Genomic DNA, 341 nt, shown 5'->3' on the forward strand with positions numbered 1-341 from the left:
GGGTGTTTACTGGGGGGGGCGGGGCCCCTCGCCCCACCCCCCCCCCCCCACCCCGAGTTTGCCGGACCGCGAAGGCAGGCCCCCGGCCACGGAGCCGAGGTGCCGCACGCATGCTGGACCTGGAAAGCAGGGCTCCGTGACGACCATCCGGATGCGCTCGCGCAGAGCAAGCCGCAATATCTTGGACGCCGCCGCCTTGGAATGCGAATCAGTACGTCTCCTAGCCCTCCGGGTCGAGGCCGCCGGGGATATCTGCGTTCGGCTGGATCCGCTCGAACTTGGTCCAGCCGCGCCAGCCGCGCTCCTCGAGCCGTTCCAGGAGCCGACGGGCAATCGGGACC

The organism is Frankia sp. Mgl5, assembly GCF_023242985.1.
In the GTDB taxonomy this organism is placed as follows: Bacteria; Actinomycetota; Actinomycetes; order Frankiales; family Frankiaceae; genus Parafrankia; species Parafrankia soli.